Origin of the sequence: Micrococcus endophyticus (genome assembly GCF_014205115.1) — a bacterium.
GTDB lineage: Bacteria > Actinomycetota > Actinomycetes > Actinomycetales > Micrococcaceae > Micrococcus > Micrococcus endophyticus.
This window is the reverse complement of record NZ_JACHMW010000001.1, coordinates 174,756-191,054: the sequence shown is the minus strand read 5'-3', so window position 1 is coordinate 191,054 and position 16,299 is coordinate 174,756. Positions and strand designations below refer to the sequence as shown.

Annotated in this window: 18 protein-coding genes and 1 pseudogene; 4 read left to right on the top strand and 15 right to left on the bottom strand. The window is 72.8% G+C overall.

From position 1 onward, the window contains the following. Nucleotides 1–37: 37 nt before the first annotated feature. The 3 genes from HDA33_RS00960 to galE all read right to left on the bottom strand — a co-directional run bounded on the left by HDA33_RS00960 (nt 38) and on the right by galE (nt 4,448). Nucleotides 38–1,297 carry a serine hydrolase domain-containing protein gene (locus tag HDA33_RS00960; RefSeq protein WP_158491523.1) on the bottom strand — a complete coding sequence of 420 codons (1,260 nt, stop codon included), beginning with the start codon at nt 1,295–1,297 and terminating at the stop codon, nt 38–40. A gap of 174 nt (nt 1,298–1,471) precedes the next feature. Then, a complete protein-coding gene (gene glmS, locus HDA33_RS00955) occupies nt 1,472–3,343 on the bottom strand; it encodes a glutamine--fructose-6-phosphate transaminase (isomerizing) (protein WP_184169906.1) in 1,872 nt (623 codons plus the stop codon). A 49-nt stretch (nt 3,344–3,392) separates the two neighbouring features. After that, complete coding sequence (gene galE / locus HDA33_RS00950) at nt 3,393–4,448, bottom strand: UDP-glucose 4-epimerase GalE (RefSeq protein WP_184169903.1); 1,056 nt, start codon at nt 4,446–4,448, stop codon at nt 3,393–3,395. Between the two features lie 85 nt (nt 4,449–4,533). On the opposite strand from galE, the gene coaA reads away from it, so the two are divergent. From coaA to mscL, 3 genes are all read left to right on the top strand, one after another. Further along, nucleotides 4,534–5,535, top strand: a complete 1,002-nt coding sequence (gene coaA, locus HDA33_RS00945; protein ID WP_017487808.1) for a type I pantothenate kinase — start codon at nt 4,534–4,536, stop codon at nt 5,533–5,535. Between the two features lie 5 nt (nt 5,536–5,540). Continuing rightward, nucleotides 5,541–6,347 carry a M15 family metallopeptidase gene (locus HDA33_RS00940; protein WP_338104212.1) on the top strand — a complete coding sequence of 269 codons (807 nt, stop codon included), beginning with the start codon at nt 5,541–5,543 and terminating at the stop codon, nt 6,345–6,347. Nucleotides 6,348–6,416: 69 nt separating this feature from the next. Next, a complete protein-coding gene (gene mscL, locus HDA33_RS00935) occupies nt 6,417–6,842 on the top strand; it encodes a large conductance mechanosensitive channel protein MscL (RefSeq protein WP_184169900.1) in 426 nt (141 codons plus the stop codon). 111 nt (nt 6,843–6,953) lie between these two features. On the opposite strand, the gene HDA33_RS00930 is transcribed toward mscL, so the two are convergent. Together HDA33_RS00930 and glmM are read right to left on the bottom strand one after the other, a co-directional pair. Further along, nucleotides 6,954–7,148, bottom strand: coding sequence for a hypothetical protein (locus HDA33_RS00930; protein WP_184169896.1), 195 nt, complete (start codon nt 7,146–7,148; stop codon nt 6,954–6,956). 10 nt (nt 7,149–7,158) lie between these two features. Then, nucleotides 7,159–8,514, bottom strand: coding sequence for a phosphoglucosamine mutase (gene glmM, locus HDA33_RS00925; protein ID WP_026106781.1), 1,356 nt, complete (start codon nt 8,512–8,514; stop codon nt 7,159–7,161). A gap of 168 nt (nt 8,515–8,682) precedes the next feature. Between glmM and HDA33_RS00920 the strand changes: the two genes are divergently transcribed. Next, a complete protein-coding gene (locus HDA33_RS00920) occupies nt 8,683–9,483 on the top strand; it encodes a peptidoglycan recognition protein family protein (RefSeq protein WP_184169892.1) in 801 nt (266 codons plus the stop codon). 202 nt (nt 9,484–9,685) lie between these two features. Here HDA33_RS00920 and HDA33_RS00915 read toward each other — a convergent pair. The 10 genes and pseudogenes from HDA33_RS00915 to infA form a co-directional block, all read right to left on the bottom strand. Then, nucleotides 9,686–10,104 (bottom strand): annotated as a pseudogene (locus HDA33_RS00915) (polyphosphate kinase 2 family protein); the annotation flags it as partial. A gap of 333 nt (nt 10,105–10,437) precedes the next feature. Next, entirely contained in the window at nt 10,438–10,929 is a 492-nt protein-coding gene (gene rpsI, locus HDA33_RS00910) for a 30S ribosomal protein S9 (protein ID WP_017487815.1), read from the bottom strand. A gap of 41 nt (nt 10,930–10,970) precedes the next feature. Next, nucleotides 10,971–11,414, bottom strand: coding sequence for a 50S ribosomal protein L13 (gene rplM / locus HDA33_RS00905; protein WP_017487816.1), 444 nt, complete (start codon nt 11,412–11,414; stop codon nt 10,971–10,973). Between the two features lie 277 nt (nt 11,415–11,691). Further along, on the bottom strand, nt 11,692–12,588 hold the full coding sequence (locus HDA33_RS00900) for a tRNA pseudouridine synthase A (RefSeq protein ID WP_184169889.1): 897 nt from the start codon (nt 12,586–12,588) through the stop codon (nt 11,692–11,694). 165 nt (nt 12,589–12,753) lie between these two features. Next, nucleotides 12,754–13,497 (bottom strand): 50S ribosomal protein L17, sunset domain variant, encoded by a 744-nt coding sequence (gene rplQ / locus HDA33_RS00895; RefSeq protein WP_158491530.1) that lies wholly within the window; start codon nt 13,495–13,497, stop codon nt 12,754–12,756. Nucleotides 13,498–13,572: 75 nt separating this feature from the next. Beyond that, on the bottom strand, nt 13,573–14,571 hold the full coding sequence (locus tag HDA33_RS00890; RefSeq protein WP_184169886.1) for a DNA-directed RNA polymerase subunit alpha: 999 nt from the start codon (nt 14,569–14,571) through the stop codon (nt 13,573–13,575). Nucleotides 14,572–14,703: 132 nt separating this feature from the next. Further along, complete coding sequence (gene rpsK, locus HDA33_RS00885) at nt 14,704–15,108, bottom strand: 30S ribosomal protein S11 (protein ID WP_017487820.1); 405 nt, start codon at nt 15,106–15,108, stop codon at nt 14,704–14,706. 83 nt (nt 15,109–15,191) lie between these two features. Continuing rightward, entirely contained in the window at nt 15,192–15,560 is a 369-nt protein-coding gene (rpsM, locus tag HDA33_RS00880) for a 30S ribosomal protein S13 (RefSeq protein ID WP_017487821.1), read from the bottom strand. A gap of 279 nt (nt 15,561–15,839) precedes the next feature. Next, nucleotides 15,840–15,953 carry a 50S ribosomal protein L36 gene (rpmJ, locus tag HDA33_RS00875; protein WP_002857509.1) on the bottom strand — a complete coding sequence of 38 codons (114 nt, stop codon included), beginning with the start codon at nt 15,951–15,953 and terminating at the stop codon, nt 15,840–15,842. A 35-nt stretch (nt 15,954–15,988) separates the two neighbouring features. Next, nucleotides 15,989–16,210: a translation initiation factor IF-1 gene (infA, locus tag HDA33_RS00870; RefSeq protein ID WP_010080397.1), complete on the bottom strand. Its 222-nt coding sequence runs from the start codon at nt 16,208–16,210 to the stop codon at nt 15,989–15,991. Between the last annotated feature and the right edge of the window lie 89 nt (nt 16,211–16,299).

Sequence of the window (16,299 nt, the reverse complement as noted above, 5' to 3'; positions counted from 1 at the left end):
AGGCCTGGCCCGGCCGGCGGGCGGCGTGGCCGGGGCCTCAGCCCAGGCGCGTGCCGCCCACGGCCGCGTGGGCCGCCCCCGCGGCGGCCCGGCCCGCCGAGCCTCCCGGGCGCCCGGCGGTGCCGGACAGGGACATGGCCGCGCGCAGCACCGCCGTCTGACGTGGCCAGACCTCGTTCGCGCCGGCCGCCCAGTACGGGCGCCCCACGAAGGTGAACGCCATGGCCCGGGAGCCGTCCCGGCTGGACACGGCGAGCGAGGCGGAGCCGAATCCGCCGCCGTCGTGGCCGTAGAGCACCTCGCCGGCGCGGACGGGGTCCGGGACCTGGAAGATCCCGTAGCCGTAGGCGGCCGCCCGGGCGGCGCCCACCGGGGTGACCATCGCGTCCACGGAGGCCTGGCCGACCAGACGGCCCCGCATCAGGGCCTGGTAGAAGCGCACGACGTCCCCGGCCGTGGCGTTGACGGCCGCGGCGCCGGCGAACACGGACTGGTCGATCGTCTGCAGCCGCATGGTCTGCCCGGGCCGGACGGCGGCGTCCTCCATCTCGGCGCCCCGCACCAGGGCGCCCTCCTCCAGGCGCGTGCGGTGCATGCCCGCCGGGCGGAAGACACGGTCGCGGATGAGGGAGGACAGCGGACGGCCCGCCGCCGCCTCGACCATGAGCTGGGCGACGACGTATCCCGTGTTCGAGTAACCCCAGTCGGTGCCGGGCTCGAACCACCAGCCGTCCTGCTTCGCCAGCTCCACCAGCTCACGCGGCGGGTAGGAGCGGGCGACGACGTCGCGCACGTGCTCCAGGGGCAGGTCCCACAGCGACACGTGGTCCATCAGCACCCAGACGGCGTCGGGCATCCCTGAGGTGTGGTTGAGCAGCTGGCCGAGCGTCACGGACTCGCGGCCGGGCCACAGCCCGGGCAGGACCTCGCCGATCGTGGAGTCCAGGCGCAGGGTGCCCCGCTCGATCTCCTGGAAGGCCACGGTGGCGGTCATGGCCTTGGTCACGCTCGCCACGCGGGCCACGGACTGCGGACGCGCCGGGGCCGGGGAGGCCGTGGAGCGGCGCCCCGCGGCGAGCTCCACGAGTCCGGCGGGGCTCGCGGCCGCGCAGACGGCGCCCGCCACCGGCCACTGCACGAGTGCCTCGAGCGCGGCCTGCAGGGCGGCGCTGTCCGGGGTGCGGGAGGACCGCGCGGAGGGTGCAGCGGCCGCGGGGGCGCTGAGGCCCGCGGGCAGGGCGAGACAGGCCGCACCGGCGGCCAGCCCCTGGGTCAGACGGCGACGGGAGGTGGACATGGGCGGGCTCCTCGGGATCGGTGGGGGTGGAAGGCCACGGCGCCCATGGCGACCGTGACGTGGATCACCCTACCGCCCTGGCCGGCCACGCTCCTGCGGGACGGCTCGGGCCCGGTCGCCATGCGGCGACCGGGCCCGAGGGCGTCGAGGCGGGAGTGCCTCAGCGGCGGCGGGTCACTCCACGGTGACGGACTTGGCCAGGTTGCGCGGCTGGTCCACGTCGTAGCCCTTGGCGGAGGCCAGCTCGAGGGCGAAGATCTGCAGCGGCACGGTGGTGAGCAGCGGCATCAGCATCGGCTGGGTCTCCGGGACTTCGATGACGACCTCGGCGTGGCTGCGCACGGCCTGGTCGCCGCGCTCGGCCACCACGAAGGTGCGGGCGCCGCGGGCGCGGACCTCCTGGATGTTGGAGACGACCTTGGCGTGCAAGGAGTGCCGGTCCATCGGGGAGGGCATCACCACGAAGACGGCCTGGCCGTCGTCGATCAGGGCGATGGGGCCGTGCTTGAGCTCGCCTGCGGCGAAGCCCTCGGCGTGGATGTAGGCCAGCTCCTTGAGCTTGAGCGCGCCCTCCATGGCCACGGGGTAGCCCACGTTGCGGCCGAGGAAGAGCACCGAGGAGGTGTCCGCCATGGAGCGGGCCAGCTCCTTGACCTGCTCCTTGTCGTCCAGGATCTCCTGGATCTTGCCGGGGATGGCGTGCAGGTCCGCCAGGATGTCCTTGATCTGGCCGCTGAACAGCTTCTTGTTCAGCTGCGCCAGGTAGAGGCCCAGCAGGTAGGCGGCGGTGATCTGCGCCAGGAACGCCTTGGTGGAGGCGACGGCGATCTCCGGGCCGGCGTGCGTGTAGAGCACGGCGTCCGACTCGCGCGGGATGGTGGAGCCGTTGGTGTTGCAGATGGACACCGTGCGGGCGCCCTGCTCCTTGGCGTAGCGGACGGCCATGAGGGTGTCCATGGTCTCGCCGGACTGGGAGATGGACACCACGAGGGTGTTCGGGTCGATGATCGGGTCGCGGTAGCGGAACTCGTGGGAGAGCTCCACCTCGACCGGGATGCGGCACCAGTGCTCGATGGCGTACTTCGCCACGGTGCCGGCGTAGGCGGAGGTGCCGCACGCCAGGACGATGATCTTGTTGACCGCCTTGAGCTCCTCGGGGTCGATCCGCAGCTCGTCCAGCACGAGGGTGCCGGCGGCGTCCATGCGGCCCAGCAGGGTGTCCTGCACGGCCTGCGGCTGGTCGTGGATCTCCTTCTCCATGAAGGTCTCGTAGCCGCCCTTCTCCGCGGCGGAGGCGTCCCAGTCCACGGTGAAGCGCTTGCCCTCGGCGGGGCTGCCGGCGAAGTCGGTGATCTCCACGCCCTCGGCGGTGATGGTGACGACCTGGTCCTGCTCCAGCTCGATGGCCTCGCGGGTGAAGTCGATGAAGCCGGACACGTCCGAGCCCAGAAAGTTCTCGCCCTCGCCGAGGCCCACGACGAGCGGGGAGTTGCGGCGGGAGGCCACCACGCGGTCCGGGTGGTCCACGTGCACGGCCAGCAGGGTGAAGGCGCCCTCGAGGCGCTGGGAGGCCAGCTGCAGGGAGCGGGTCAGGTCCTGGCCGCCGGCGTTGCGGTAGACGTCGGCGAGCAGGTGCGCGGCGACCTCGGTGTCCGTCTCGGAGAGGAACTCGGCGCCCTTGGCCAGCAGCTCCTCGCGCAGCTCGGCGTAGTTCTCGATGATGCCGTTGTGGATCATGGCCAGGCGGCCCTCGTCCGCCACGTGCGGGTGCGCGTTGACGTCGGTGGGCCCGCCGTGGGTGGCCCAGCGGGTGTGGCCGATGCCCACGAGGCCGGTGGGCACGGGGTGCTCCTCCAGCTCCTGGGCGAGGTTGGCGAGCTTGCCCGCTTTCTTGCGGTGGTACAGCTCGCCGCCGTCCACCACGGCGACACCGGCGGAGTCGTATCCGCGATATTCGAGTCGACGCAGCCCCTCCATCAGGACGTCGAGAGCGCCGTGCTCACGGGTCGAGGAGGGCTGGCCGATGTATCCGACGATTCCGCACATGCGGACGAGGATACCGGGCGCGGGCCCCTTCCGCTGACGGCGGCCGGGCTCAGGCCGCGCCGGTGCCGAAGCCGTGCGGATGGGCCCGCTGCCACGCCCAGAGGTCGCGCACCATGGCGGTGACGTCGCGCCGGGCCCGCCAGCCCACCTCGGCCTCGACGGCGTCCACCGCCGCGCACGACTCGGCGATGTCCCCGGCGCGCCGCGCCGTCACGCGGCACGGGATCCGCGCCCCGGTGACCTCCTCGAACGCGCGCACCATCTCGAAGACCGTCACGCCCTCGCCGCGGCCGATGTTCCACACCCGCGTCGTCGGCTCCGCCCCGTCCCCGCGGCGCGCCGCGAGCCACGCCAGGGCGGCCAGGTGCGCCTCGGCGAGGTCCATCACGTGGATGAAGTCCCGCACGGCGCTGCCGTCCCGAGTGGGGAAGTCCGCCCCGAAGACCTGCAGCTCCGGGTAGGCCCCCGTCGCCACGCGCGCCACGAACGGCATGAGGTTGGCGGGGACGCCGCGGGGGTCCTCCCCCAGCCGGCCGGACGGGTGGGCGCCCACGGGGTTGAAGTAGCGCAGCATCGCCAGGCCCACACCGTCCGTGGTGGCGCAGACGTCCCGCAGGACATGCTCGGCCATCAGCTTGGAGCGGCCGTAGGGCGAGACCGGGTCCGTGGGGGCCGTCTCGTCCACGGGGACGGGGGCGCGGTCGCCGTAGACGGTGGCGGAGGAGGAGAACAGCACGGTCCGCGCCCCGGCCGCGAGCGCGGCCGCGGCCACCGCGGCGGTGCCGCCCACGTTGACGTCGTAGTAGTCGGCCGGGCGGCTCAGGGACTCGGCCGGGGACTTCAGGCCGGCGAAGTGCACCATCGCCTCGGGTGCGAAGGCCTCCAGGGCGGCCCGGTAGTCCGCCGGGCAGCGGATGTCGGCGACCACGAGGTCCAGCCGCCGGCCGCCGAGGGCCACGCCGGCGAGCTCGGCCGCCCGCTCGAGCGGCGCCGTCGAGCCGGCCACGAGGCTGTCCAGCACCAGGACGTCGTGGCCGGCCTCGAGCAGGACCACGACGGTGTGGGACCCCAGGTAGCCGGCTCCGCCGGTCACGAGCACGCGCATGGGCCGATCCTATGCCGCCCCCGTGACGCCGCGCCGCGTGCGTCCCCGGGCCGGGCCGAGGCCGGCGCGGCACCATACTGGTGGGGTGAAGGACTCCACCCAGCCCGCGCCGCCGGTTCCCGAGGACCTCGAGGACGACCCGGTCTCGGACCACCACCGCTCCCCCTTCGTGGAGCTCGAGCGCCAGACCTGGGCCCGGCTCGCCACGGAGATGGCCCAGCCGTTCGACCAGGGGGACGTCGAGCGGCTGCGCGGCCTCGGCGAGCACCTGTCCCTGCGCGAGGTGGCGGAGGTGTACCTGCCGCTGTCGCGCCTGCTGAGCATCAACGTGGAGGCCTCCGGGGCGCTGCGCAGCGCGACCAACGCGTTCCTCGGGGAGCGCACGGGGCGCACCCCGTACGTGATCGGCGTGGCCGGCTCGGTCGCCGTCGGGAAGTCGACGACGGCCCGCGTGCTCCAGGAGATGCTGCGCCGCTGGCCCACCACCCCGCGCGTCGAGCTGATCACCACGGACGGCTTCCTGCACCCCAACGCAGTGCTGCAGGAGCGCGGCATCATGGCCCGCAAGGGCTTCCCCGAGTCCTACGACCGCCGGGCGCTGCTGCGCTTCATGGTGGACGTGAAGTCCGGGGCGCAGGAGGTGCGCGCGCCCGTCTACTCGCACATCACCTATGACATCGTCCCGGGCGAGGAGCAGGTGGTGCGCCGACCGGACGTGCTGATCGTCGAGGGCCTCAACGTGCTGGCCCCGCCGGTGACCCGCGCGGACGGCACGGCCGGGCTCTCCGTCTCGGACTTCTTCGACTTCTCCGTGTACGTGGACGCCCGCGCGGACTGGATCCGCTCCTGGTACATCGAGCGGTTCATGGGCCTGCGCTCGGGCGCGTTCGCGGACCCGCGCAGCTACTTCCATCGCTACGCCACGCTCTCCGACGCCGAGGCGCAGGGCACCGCCGAGTCCATCTGGGACTCCATCAACGGCCCGAACCTGCAGCAGAACGTGCAGCCCACCCGCGGGCGCGCCCGGCTGGTGCTCACCAAGAACGCCCAGCACGAGGTGACCCGCGTGCTCCTGAGGAAGGTCTGAGGCCGGTGGCTCGCCGCGCGCTGCCCGCCGCCGGCCTGGCCGTGCTCGCCGCCCTCGCGGCCGGCTGCTCGCTCTCGGACGGGCTGCCCGCGCCCTCGACGACGACGTCGGCCCCGGCGGCGTCGTCCTCCTCGCCGGGCGCGCCGGACGCCTCCGGCCCGGCAGGGTCCTCCGCCTCGCCGAGCGGCACGGCCACGGGCCCCGCCCCCTCCTCCGTCGCTCCCGCGGGCGCGCATGCGGACCCGGCCGCCCTGGACGTCGTCGTGAACAAGGCCCGCCCCCTCTCCCCCGTGGACTGGGCGCCGCAGGACCTCGTCCCCGTGCCGGGCTCCGACCTGCCCCTGCGCGCCGAGGCCGCCCGGGCTGCCGGCGGCCTGCTGGAGGCCGCCGCGGCGGCCGGGCACGAGCTCGTGACCCTCAGCGCCTACCGCTCCCACGCATACCAGGCGCAGACCTACGGCCACTGGGTGGACGAGCTCGGGCGGCAGGAGGCGGACCGGGTCTCGGCCCGGCCCGGCCACTCCGAGCACCAGACCGGCCTCGCGTGGGACGTGGGCGACCCCGAGTCCCCGCAGTGCCACCTCGAGGCCTGTTTCGGGGACACCGCGGCCGGCCGCTGGGTGGCCGAGCACGCCGCCGAGCACGGGTTCGTGGTCCGCTATCCCGCGGGGGCGGAGCACGTCACCGGCTACGCCCCCGAGCCCTGGCACCTGCGGTTCGTGGGACGCGAGGCGGCCGCGGCCGTCGAGGCCGCCGGCGGGGTGCTGGAGACGGCCTGGGGGCTGCCTGCGGCGCCGGACTATCCGGGCTGATCTGCGGGTTCCGCACCGCGACGCAGATCACGTAGGCAGGGATTCCTCTCTGGGCTTAGACTTCGTCCCATGCTTCAGGGTTTCAAGGAATTCATCATGAAGGGCAACGTCATCGACCTGGCGGTTGCCGTCGTCATCGGCGCCGCGTTCGGCGCCGTCATCAACGCCATCGTCGACTCGGTCCTCATGCCGCTGATCGCCGCGCTGTTCCGCGCCCCGAGCTTCGACGACTGGCTGGTCCTCGACATCAACGGCGTGCTCGTGAAGTTCGGCGTGGTGCTCACCGCCGTCGTCAACTTCCTGCTCATCGCCGCCGCCGTCTACTTCGCCATCGTCCTGCCGATGAACAAGATGATCGAGCGCCGCAACCGCCGCCTCGGCATCGACCCCGCCAAGGAGGAGGTCCCGGAGGACGTCGCGCTGCTCACCGAGATCCGCGACCTGCTGTCCGCCCAGCGCGGCGGCGCCGCCGGCACCACGCACACCACCCTCTGACCTCTCCGCCCGCCGGACCGCGAAGGGCCCGGGACGACTCCCACGAGTCGTCCCGGGCCCTTCCTCGTGTGGTCCGGCGGCCCTCCCCGATCCGGCGTGCCGGGGGCGGGCTCAGCGCTGCGGCGCGACGTCCGGGTCCCCCCGGTCCCGGTCCAGGCACGGCAGCCACTCCACGGGGGCGCCGTGCCGCTCGCAGACGGGCGCGTCCACCGCGACGAACGCGGCGCCCCACAGCACGGCGAGCCCCGCCAGCAGCGCCCCGAAGAGGGACCACCGCGGGGGCCGGGGCACCGCCTCCGAGCTCACGGGCGCCCCCTCAGACGTGCAGGCGCAGCTCGCGCTGCACGACGTCGGCCAGCGCCTCGGCCTCGCGGCCGGCGGTCTCCTCGTCCGGGGCCTCGACCATGACGCGCACGACGGGCTCGGTGCCCGAGGGGCGCAGCAGCACCCGTCCGGTCTCGCCCAGCCGGGCCTCGGCCTCGGCGACGGCGGCCTGGACGGCCACGTCCTCGGCGGCCCGGGACTTGTCCACGCCGCGCACGTTCACGAGCACCTGCGGCAGGCGGTCCATCACGGCGGCCAGGGCGGACAGCGGCCGGCCGGTCTCGGCCACGCGGGCGGCCAGCTGCAGGCCGGTGAGCACGCCGTCACCGGTGGTGGCGTGGTCGGAGAAGATCACGTGGCCGGACTGCTCGCCGCCGAGGGAGTAGTCGCCCAGCTTCATGCCGGCCAGCACGTAGCGGTCGCCGACCTGGGTCTCCACGAGCTGCACGCCCTCGCGGCCCATGGCCAGCTTCAGGCCGAGGTTGGACATCACCGTCACCACGAGCGTGTCGTCGCGCAGGACGCCGCGGTCCTTCATGGCCACGGCCATGACGCCCATGATCTGGTCGCCGTCCACCACCTCGCCGCGCTCGTCCACGGCGAGGCAGCGGTCGGCGTCGCCGTCGTGGGCGATGCCCAGGTCGGCGCCGTGCTCGAGGACGGCCGCCTGGAGCTTCTCCAGGTGGGTGGAGCCGTAGCCCTCGTTGATGTTGAGCCCGTCCGGGGACGCGCCGATCACGACGACCTCCGCGCCGGCGTCGCGGAACGCCTCGGGCGAGCAGCCCGCGGCCGCGCCGTGGGCGCAGTCCAGGACGACCTTCAGCCCCTCGAGGCGGTGCGGCAGCGCCTGGAGCAGGTGCACCACGTAGCGGTCCTCGGCGTCGGAGAACACCTTGACCCGGCCCACGTCCGCGCCCTGGGGGCGTCGCGGCTCGACGCCCTCGAGGTGGCGGATGATCTCGTCCTCCTGGGCGTCGGTGAGCTTCTCGCCGCCGCGCGCCAGGAACTTGATGCCGTTGTCCGGGGCCGGGTTGTGGGAGGCGGAGATCATGACGCCGAAGTCCGCCCCCAGGTCCCCCACGAGGTAGGCGGCCGCGGGCGTGGGGAGCACGCCGGCGTCCCACACGTCCACGCCCGAGGACGCCAGGCCCGCCTGGACGGCGGCGGCGATGAACTCCCCGCTGATGCGCGGGTCGCGGGCCACGACGGCGACGGGGCGTCGTCCCGCCTCCAGCGCCTCGGCGCCGAGCACGGGCGCGGCGGCCTGGGCCAGCTGGACGGACAACTCCACGGTGAGGGTCTCGTTGGCCAGGCCACGGACGCCATCGGTTCCGAACAATCTCGACATGATCAGTCAGTGTAGGACCCGCCCCCTGCGGCCTGCATCACGGGGAGGTCACGAAACGGGACCGGGACCGGTAGCATCGGACCGGACGAGTCCTTACGACGCGCGCCCGCGTGCCTGAGCGCGCCGCCGCCGACGAGGACTCCCGCCCCGAACAGAAGGACCCGCCCCATGCCCGAGCAGTCTCCGACTCCGTCCTCCCGCCCCTGGACGCGCCGCACCGTGCTGGGCGGCACGGGCCTGGCGATCGCGGCCGGCGTCGCCGGGTGCTCCCGGCCCGAGGCGGGCGAGGAGGCCGAGGAGACCGAGGCGGCGGCGAAGCGGCTGCCCGCCCCGGACATCCTGACCACCGCGCAGTGGGGCGCCCTGCAGCCCAACTACCACCTGCAGACGCTCGACGAGCGCCCCTCCTACCTGGTCATCCACCACACCACCACGCCGAACGTCACGGACGGCTCCCGCGAGGCGGCCGAGAGCATCGCCAAGATGGTCCAGAACGCCCACATGGGCACGTATAACGACTGGGGCGACACCGGCCAGCACTTCACCGTCTCCCGCGGCGGCTTCGCCCTGGAGGGCCGCCACGGCTCCCGCTACACGCTGGAGCAGGGCCAGTCCTTCATGCTGGGCGTGCATGCCCTCGGCTTCAACGCGTACGCGCTCGGCATCGAGTGCGAGGGCCTGTACACGCTGAACCCGCCGCCGCAGAGCCTCTACGCGGGCCTCGTGCCCCTGGCCGCCTACATCTGCCAGCAGTACGAGCTGCCGCCCTCGCGCATCATCGGTCACCGCGACGTCACCGCCACCAGCTGCTGCGGCGACGCGTTCTACGGCAAGCTGCCCGTGCTGCGCGAGGACGTCCGCCTGTCCCTGGCCACGGGCGAGTATCACGTCTCCGAGGGCTTCGGCGCGGACAACCTCTTCGACGACGCCCACGTCACCCCGGACTACCTGCAGGAGCAGGGCCACTGAGCCCCTCCCCCGCGTCCCCGCTCGACGACGACGGCGCCCCTCACCGGAACCGGTGAGGGGCGCCGTCGCGTCCGGGGCCGGACAGGCCGGGGCCGGTTCAGCACACGCGCGGGAACGAGCCGCCGGAGTCCTCTCCGGTCTCGAACAGCTCCGTGGCCAGTGCGCAGATGTGCGGATCCGGACGGTGCACGATCCGCTCGTCCTTGTCCGGGGATGCCAGGTCGGTGGGCGAGAGCTTCCAGCGGCGCACGGGGTCCGTCTCGCGGGAGGCGTAGCGGTTGAGCTGCTCGCGCTGGGACACGGAGAACCGGAACTTGATGATGTGGATGCCCGAGTTCACGAGCATGCGCTCCAGGTTCGGGGTCTCGCGCATGAACTCGAGGTACTGCTGGGGGCTGCAGCAGCCCATCACGCGCTCCACGCCGGCCCGGTTGTACCAGGAGCGGTCGAACATCACGATCTCGCCGGCCGAGGGCAGGTGCGGGATGTAGCGCTGGAAGTACCACTGGGAGCCCTGGGCCTCGGTGGGCGCTCGAGGGCCACGGTGCGGGCGCCGCGGGGGTTGAGGTGCTCGTTGAAGCGCTTGATGGCGCCGCCCTTGCCGGCGGCGTCGTGGTCTTCTTGGTGCCGTCCAGCTTGCGGCCGGACTCTCGGATCGCGTCCACCTCGGCGGCGTCGTCGCGGGTGACGGCGAAGGGCGCGTCGGCGGTGTCCTCCATGGCGTGCCCGCCGGCGGGTGTGGTCTCGGTGGTGGTGCTCGTGTTCTCGGCCACGGCGGCTCCTGAGGTCGTGTTCGACCGGATCGCGCACCGGACGGGCGAGCGGCCCGTCATGGCTTCCTCACCATGCGCTCCCAGTCTGCTCCCCGGTACGGCGGACGCCCCGCCCCGCTCGCGAGGAGCGGGACGGGGCGTCGGCGCGGGGTGCGCGGCGGTCGGGGCCGCGCGGCGCAGATCAGCGCTTCGAGAACTGCGAGGCCTTGCGGGCCTTCTTGAGGCCGGCCTTCTTGCGCTCGATGACGCGGGCGTCGCGGGTCAGGAACCCGGCCTTCTTGAGCGCCGGGCGGTTGTGCTCGCGGTCGATCTCGTTGAGGGCGCGGGAGATGCCCAGGCGCAGCGCACCGGCCTGGCCGGAGGGGCCGCCGCCGTGGATGCGGGCGATCACGTCGTAGGCGCCGGCGAGCTCCAGCAGCGTGAAGGGGTCGTTGACCTCCTGCTGGTGCAGCTTGTTGGGGAAGTAGTTCTCCAGGGTGCGGCCGTTGATGGTCCACTGGCCGGAGCCGGGGACGAGGCGCACGCGGGCCACGGCCTCCTTGCGGCGGCCGACGGCGGAGCCGGGCACGGTCAGGGCCGGGCGCTCGGAGGCGGCGGGGGCCTCGGTGCCGGCGGCGGTGGACTCGGAGGTGTAGCTCGTCAGCTCCACGTCGTCGTGCTCATTGATGCTCATGGTTCTCCTCAGGGAAGGTTCGCGTCAGTCGACCGCCAGGGTCACTGGGCGACCTGGCCGATCTCGAAGGTCTGGGGCTGCTGGGCGGCGTGCGGGTGCTCGGCACCGCGGTACACCTTCAGCTTGGTCAGCTGCTGGGCGGCCAGCGAGTTCTTCGGGAGCATGCCCTTGACGGCCTTCTCCACGGCGCGCACCGGGTTGGTCTCGAGCAGCTCGGCGTAGGACTGCGACTTCAGGCCGCCCGGGTAGCCGGAGTGGCGGTAGGCGCGCTTCTTCTCGAGCTTGGCGCCGGTGAGGGCCACCTTCTCGGCGTTCACGATGATGACGTAGTCGCCCATGTCCATGTGGGGGGCGAACGTCGGCTTGTGCTTGCCACGCAGGAGGGTGGCGGTGTGGGAGGCCAGGCGGCCGAGGACGACGTCGGTGGCATCGATGATGTGCCACTGGCGGTCGGCGTCACCAGGCTTGGGAGAGTACGTACGCACGTTGTCTGCCTTCAGGGTCGGTGTTTGTCACAGCGCCTGCCCGCCGGGTCGTGATTCCGGTGCGCGAGCGCTGTCAGTTCTCCGTGCGCGCCGGTCCCCCAGGTGAGGGCTGGAAGGCGTCCGGGCCCGATGCCCCGGGGGTGCGGCGCGAGCTGACGGCCATGCAACTGAGCCACTCGCGGCACGACGCATCCGGGTGCGGGCATGCGCAACGTCCCCCCATCCTACCGAAGCTGGGCCCCGTCGCCAAAAGTCGCGGCATCGGGCCGGTCCGGCCTCAGAGCGTCCGCCGGGCGCGCGTCCCCTCGGCCCGGCGTCGCAACCCCTCTCCGTCCTCGGGGTAGCCGACGGCGAGCAGCGTCAAGCCCCGTGGCGGGGCGAGGCGGACCTGGGAGTCGCGCGCCGGCGTCGCCACCCGCAGGCCGAGCCAGCCCGGCTCGCGGGAGCCCTCCCCCACCTGGAGCAGCGCGCCCACGACGGCCCGGACCATGTTGTGGCAGAACGCGTCGGCGCGGATCCGCACGCGGACCGAGCCGTCCTCGTCCCGGGCCACCCGCAGGTCCTGGACCTCGCGGATGGTGGTGGCCCCCTCGCGGGGCCGGCAGAAGGAGAGGAAGTCGTGCAGCCCCAGCACCGCGTCCGCCTCCAGGGCCATGAGCCGCTCGTCCAGGGCGGCCCCGTGCCAGTGGGTGAAAGCCCGCGTGCGCGGGTCCCGGCGGTCGGGCGCGTCGTCGATCCGGTACTCGTACTCGCGCCACAGCGCGCTGAACCGCGCGTCGAAGCCGGCAGGGGCGCGGCGGGCGCCGTGCACGACGACGGCGCCGTCCCAGCCCGAGAGCACCCCGCCCAGGCGCCGCGTCAGGGAGGCTCCCGGCTCGAGGTCCGGCCGGCCGCGGGTCAGGCCGGCCCACTCCCCCTCGGCGAGGTCGAGGTGGACCACCTGCCCGCGCGCGTGGACGCCGGCGTCGGTGCGGCCCGCCACGACGGTGCGCACCGGGCGGCGCAGGATCCGCTCGAGCCCGTCCTCCAGGGCGCCCTGGACCGAGTCCAGGCCGGGCTGACGGGCCCAGCCGCGGAAGGCGCCGCCGTCGTAGGCCAGGTCGAGGCGGACGCGCACGGGCTCCTCGCCCGCCGCGGAGGGGGCGGGGGCGGACGGGGCGGGCTGCTCGGTCATCGTGCTCCTCGGGGTCGGCTGGTCGGGGGCGGCAGGGCGGGGCTGGCACGCGGGAGGCGGGGGCGGGCCCGCGGGGGCCGGAGACGGCGGAGGGCCGCCCACCGGTGGTGGACGGCCCTCGCCGCGGCGCCGTCACGAGGGACGGCGCGCCGTGGTCGACAGGATTCAGTCGGCCATCTTCTGGGCGGCCTCGCCGCCGGCGGGCTCGAAGCCCGCGGCCTTGGCCTCCTCGACGGTGGAGAACCAGACCTCGGCGGTGGTCTGGTCGTACCAGCGGGAGCCGGGCACGTGGTACTTCTTCGAGCTGGCGTTGCCCTTGATGGACGCGCCCTCGGGGGCGGAGCCGTCCTCGGTGGTGGCCACGGCGCCGTCGATCTCGGCGGCGGCCTCCTGGGACTCGGCCACGGTGACGTCCTCGGCGGCGGCCGGGTCCACGGCCTCGACCGGGGCGGTCTCCTGCACGGGCGCGGTCTCGGCGGCCGGCGCGGACGCGGCGGCCTGCTCGGCCTCGCGCACCACGGCCTGCTTGCCGGAGATCGGCTCCATGATCAGCTCGATCACGGCCATGGGCGCGTTGTCGCCCTGGCGGTTGCCGATCTTGGTGATGCGGGTGTAGCCGCCGTTGCGCTCGGCCATGGCGGGGCCGATCACGGTGAACAGCTCGTGCACGATCGACTTGTTCGTGCGGTTCTTCGCGGCGATGAGGCCCTGGACCTTGCGACGCGCGGGCAGGTCGCCCTTCTTCGCGAAGGTGATCAGGCGCTCGGCGTACGGGCGCAGGCGCTTGGCGCGGGTGAGCGTCGTGGTGATCGACTTGTGCTCGAACAGCTGAGCGGACATGTTCGCCAGCATGATGCGCTCGTGGGCCGGGCTGCCGCCCAGGCGCGGACCCTTGGTGGGGGTAGGCATGGTGTTTCTCCTCGGGTGGGACCCTTCAGCCGGCTGCGGCGTCGGGTCGAAGATTTCAGGTGGTGCGGGGTCGGCTCAGAAGTCCGAGAACGGGTCGTCGTCCATCTGACGCGCGTGCTCCTGCGGGTCGTAGCCGGCCGGGGAGTCCTTGAGGGACAGGCCCAGCTCGTAGAGCTTCTCCTTGACCTCGTCGATGGACTTCGCGCCGAAGTTGCGGATGTCCATCAGGTCGGCCTCAGAACGGCCCACGAGCTCGCCCACGGTGTGGATGCCCTCGCGCTTGAGGCAGTTGTACGAGCGCACGGTGAGCTCGAGCTCCTCGATCGGCTGGGCCAGGTCGGCCGAGCCCTCGGCGGTCTCCGGCTCGTCGCCCAGGTCGATGCCCTCGGCCTCGACGTTGAGCGAACGGGCCAGGCCGAACAGCTCGACGAGGGTGGAGCCGGCGGAGGCCACCGCGTCGCGCGGCAGCATGTTCTCCTTGGTCTCCACGTCCAGGATGAGGCGGTCGAAGTCGGTGCGCTGCTCCACACGCGTGGCCTCGACCTTGAAGGTCACCTTGAGGACCGGCGAGTAGATGGAGTCGACCGGGATCCGGCCGATCTCCGCGTCCGCGGACTTGTTCTGGGCGGCGGTCACGTAGCCGCGACCGCGCTCGACGGTGAGCTCCATGTCGAACTTGCCCTTCGCGTTCAGCGTCGCGATGTGCAGGTCCGGGTTGTGGACCTCGACGCCGGCCGGCGCGGTGATGTCCGCGGCGGTGACGACGCCGGCCCCCTGCTTGCGCAGGTAGGCGACCACGGGCTCGTCGTTCTCCGAGGAGACGGAGAGCTTCTTGATGTTGAGGATGATCTCGGTGACATCCTCCTTGACTCCGTTGACGGTGCTGAACTCGTGCAGCACGCCGTCCACGCGGATGCTGGTCACGGCAGCACCGGGGATCGACGAGAGCAGAGTGCGGCGCAGGGAGTTGCCGAGGGTGTAGCCGAAGCCGGGCTCCAGCGGCTCGATGACGAACCGGGAGCGACGGTCGGAGACGACTTCTTCGGTCAGCGTGGGGCGCTGTGCAATAAGCACGGACATTTCCTTTCGGCGAGCGTCCGCCATATGACGCACGCGGTGGGTGGAAACGAGGACGGGGTGGGGGCAGGTCCGCAGACCTGTCCGCGTCCGCCCCCGGCGGGGGCGGACGCGGACACAGCGCTCAGGTCAGACGCGGCGGCGCTTCGCGGGGCGAGCGCCGTTGTGGGCCATGGGGGTGACGTCCTGGATGGACCCCACCTCGAGGCCGGCGGCCTGCAGGGAGCGGATGGCGGTCTCGCGGCCCGAGCCCGGGCCCTTCACGAAGACGTCCACCTTCTTCATGCCGTGCTCCTGCGCACGCTTGGCGGCCTGCTCGGCGGCCATCTGCGCGGCGTACGGGGTCGACTTGCGCGAGCCCTTGAAGCCCACCTCGCCGGACGAGGCCCAGGAGATGACGGCACCCGTGGTGTCCGTGATGGACACGATGGTGTTGTTGAACGTGCTCTTGATGTGGGCCTGGCCCACGGTGATGTTCTTCTTGTCCTTGCGACGCGGCTTGCGAGCGGCCGATGCGCGGGTCTTGGGGGGCATGTGTTTCTCCTCCGGGAAAGCTGCTGGTGCCGATGCTGCGGGCGGGGCGTCCGGGTCCGGACGCGGTCACCGCCGGGGCAGGATCACTTCTTCTTGCCGGCGACCGTCTTCTTGGGGCCCTTGCGGGTGCGGGCATTGGTCTTGGTGCGCTGGCCGCGCACCGGCAGGCCGCGACGGTGGCGCAGGCCCTCGTAGGAGCCGATCTCCACCTTGCGGCGGATGTCGGCGGCCACCTCGCGGCGGAGGTCGCCCTCGACCTTGTAGCTGCCCTCGATGTGGTCGCGCAGCTGCACCAGCTGCTCGTCGGAGAGGTCCTTCACGCGGATGTTCGGGTCGATGCCCGTGGCGGCGAGGGTCTCCTCAGCGCGGGTCTTGCCCACACCGTAGATGTACGTGAGTGCGATGATCACGCGCTTCTCGCGCGGAATGTCAACGCCTGCAAGACGAGCCATGTGGCCGTCCTCCTGTTCTTCTGCAGCAGGGGTCTGCACCAGGGACGTCCCGCACGACGCGGCCTGCGGCCCCGCGGATCCCCGCGTCGCGGCGCCGGGGAAGCTCCGGCGTGCTCCGCGACGGAAGTCCGCCGTCGTCGGTCTCCGGCCCCTGCGGCCGGAGGTGGAGGCCCTCCCCTGCTCGGGGTGGACCGCTGTCCCTGCTGTTCGGCCCGGATGGGCCGGATGGGTGGTGTGGTCAACGCGGTGGCGTCGCTCCCCGGTCTCCCGGGGACGCGATCAGCCCTGGCGCTGCTTGTGGCGCGGGTTCGAGCAGATCACCAGCACGCGGCCCTTACGGCGCACGACCTGGCACTTGTCACAAATCCGCTTCACGCTCGGCTGAACCTTCACGGCTCTTCCTCCTGCGCTCGCTTGGACGGGGGTTCTTACTTGTAGCGGTACACGATGCGACCCCGGTTGAGGTCGTACGGGCTAAGCTCCACCACGACGCGATCCTCGGGGAGGATGCGGATGTAGTGCTGACGCATCTTTCCGGAGATCGTGGCGAGCACGACGTGCTCGTTCTGCAGACGGACTCGGAACATCGCGTTCGGCAATGCCTCCGACACCGTGCCCTCGACCTCGATGACACCTTCCTTCTTAGCCATGTCCTCCACAATCGTCATGCCCCGAGGCCGGCCGCGAAGGGCCGCACCGGCGGGACGGGAACGGGTCTGATCGAGGCCGCACGACAGTG